At 36.9% G+C, this 2,626-nt stretch carries 3 protein-coding genes; all 3 read left to right on the top strand.

Annotation, left to right across the window (positions count from 1 at the left end):
• Positions 1–240: 240 nt before the first annotated feature.
• Complete coding sequence (locus M901_RS07220; protein WP_021277531.1) at positions 241–846, top strand: arylesterase; 606 nt, start codon at positions 241–243, stop codon at positions 844–846.
• The gene (locus tag M901_RS07215; RefSeq protein WP_021277530.1) at positions 843–1,511 is read left to right on the top strand and encodes an ABC transporter ATP-binding protein; all 669 of its coding nucleotides are present in this window, start codon (positions 843–845) and stop codon (positions 1,509–1,511) included. Before M901_RS07220 ends, M901_RS07215 begins: the two co-directional genes overlap by 4 nt.
• Positions 1,508–2,626: ABC transporter permease (locus M901_RS07210; protein WP_021277529.1), on the top strand; the 1,119-nt coding region annotated here is incomplete at its 3' end. The genes M901_RS07215 and M901_RS07210, both read left to right, overlap by 4 nt.

Raw genomic sequence — 2,626 nt, 5'->3', positions numbered from 1 at the left:
AAACTTGTTTTCCAATAAATGATGAATAGTCCAAGGAGACTCCTTTTAGATCGATTTCAAAAGAGTCATATAACTGAATTAGATGAGCCTCGTGAATACCTTTATATTATACGCTATTTTGGCCTATAAGTATAGGATTCCGTTAATACCTGTGGGTTTAAGTAAAGTTCATGTCAATTTTTTTAGAAACGCTTAAGAACATCTTAAGATTCTGCTATCATTTATCCAAAAGAGGTATAAATGAACACGATTAAGATCATTTTTCTACTCATGCTGATGAGTATGACGCATGCAAATGAAGGTATTCATAAAATTCTGATTATTGGAGACTCTTTAACTGAAGGTTATGGAATTTCAAAAAAAGATGCCTATCCCACTCTTCTCGAAAAATTACTCAATCAAAAAAAACAAAAATATAAAGTTATCAACGCAGGTAGTAGTGGTTCAACTTCAGCTTCCGCGAATTCAAGACTACGTTGGCACTTGAGATCAAAACCACAGACACTTATTCTTGCCCTCGGAGCTAATGATGGTCTAAGAGGCATAAATCCTAAGGCCACTAAAGAAAACCTTCAAAAGGCCATTACCCTAGCTAAGAAAAACAAGGTTCGAGTGATCTTAGCTGGAATGCAAATGCCTTATAACTATGGTGAGGATTATCGAAAGAATTACTCTCAAGCCTTCAAGGAACTGGTTAAGGAAAATAAGCTTACTTTCATTCCCTTTCTTTTAAAAGGTGTTGGAGGAAAGAAAGAATTAAATATATCAGATGGTATTCACCCCAATGAAAAAGGACATAAAATCATCGCAAAGAACCTCGCGGATTTTTTAAAGGATAAACTATGATTTTAAATGTAGAAAATTTAACAAAGCAATACCTTCAAGGGGGAACTATTGTTAAGGCACTCGACGATATTAGCTTTAATATTTCTACTGGTGAGTCACTATCAATTGTTGGTCCATCAGGAAGTGGAAAAACAACTCTTCTCACTCTCTTAGCAGGTCTTGATAAACCAAGTGAAGGTAAGATAATTTTAAATAAAGAAGATCTCACTAAGTTAAGTGAAAAAGAGATTATCCAATTTCGCTCGCAGAATATTGGAATTGTTTTTCAGCAGTTCCATCTTATGCCTCACCTCACCGCACTTGAGAATGTCTCACTGCCTTTAGAAATCGCAGGAAAGTATTCATTATCTGAAATAGAAGAGAGAGCTAAGCACTATCTAGATCTTGTTGGCCTTTCACATCGTCACGATCATTTTCCAAACCAGCTAAGTGGTGGAGAATGTCAAAGAGTGGCCATAGCAAGAGCAACCATTATGAATCCTAAAATTCTTCTTGCAGATGAACCAAGCGGAAATCTTGATACAAAAACTGGGATTAAGGTCATGGACCTACTTTTCAAAATGTCTGAAGATAATCAGTCTAATCTTATCTTAGTTACTCACGATATCAGACTTGCAAATAGATGCCAGAGACAAATTCACCTTACAGGTGGTAGATTGCAATGAAGTTTCTGAACTATATTTTAAGATTTGTAAGACGAGAGATACAAAATAACAAGAGATTCACAATTCTCTTTATTCTCAATCTCTCACTAGGTCTTACAGGATTTATCGCCCTTGACGGTTTTAAAGAGTCCCTTGATCGAACAATAAAAACTCGTTCCAAGGGAATACTAGGTGCGGACTTCGGTATTTCAGCGAGAAGGCCAATTCTAGAAAATGAATTAGAGAGCGTTAAAGAAAAACTTCCTCAAAGTTTTGAAGAGTCGAAGATGATAGAGCTCTACTCTATGGTCTCAAACTTGTCCGGTCGATCAAAGCTTATGCAACTAAAGGCCATTGAGAGCAACTTTCCTTTTTATGGTGAAATTGAACTCAATCAGCCTTCAAAGTCTAAGGACTTAGAAAATACAGCAGAGATTTGGGTCTATGAAGATATCCTCCACCTACTAAAAGTAAAATTAGGAGACAAACTTCGTATCGGTACCCAGGAATTCTCAATTTCACGAGTGGTGACAAGGGACAGTGCTGCAGGAGTCTCAACGAATATGGCACCAAGAATCTATCTTCATATAAATCAATTAATGAAGACAGGCCTGATTCGCCCGGGAAGTGTTGCATGGCATTCTTATGTTTTTAAAATCCCTTATAATGATTCTGAAGAATTAAATAGGCTTCGAGATGGCGTCTTCAAAAGTCTTCCGACTCAAGATATTCGCGTTTATACCCATGAGAATACAAGTCAGCAAATGACGAGAATGCTCTCTCGTTTAAATGACTTTTTAGGGCTGACTTCACTTGTTGCTCTCTTTTTAGCAGCACTTGGATCAGGTTTTCTCTTTCGCAGCTACTTCAAAAAGAAAATTAAGGAAATCGCCATTCTAATCAGTCTTGGGATGTCCAAAGAAAAGTCCTATGCGATTTATCTCACTCAGATTATGACACTAGGATTCCTCAGTTCACTTCTTGCAACTGTTTTATCACTTATCCTTGTTCCAGGACTTGGAGAGGTAACAAAATCACTTCTTCCCTTTCCAATAGAGTTTTCAATTAATCTACAAACAGTACTTCTTGGAATACTCGTTGGAACCCTAGGAAGTTTTCTCATTTGCCTACCAGTT

It is taken from the genome of Bacteriovorax sp. DB6_IX (assembly GCF_000447775.1).
Taxonomy (GTDB): Bacteria; Bdellovibrionota; Bacteriovoracia; order Bacteriovoracales; family Bacteriovoracaceae; genus Halobacteriovorax_A.
Note: the sequence above shows the minus strand (reverse complement) of the source record. Positions and strands in the feature narration are given on the sequence as shown.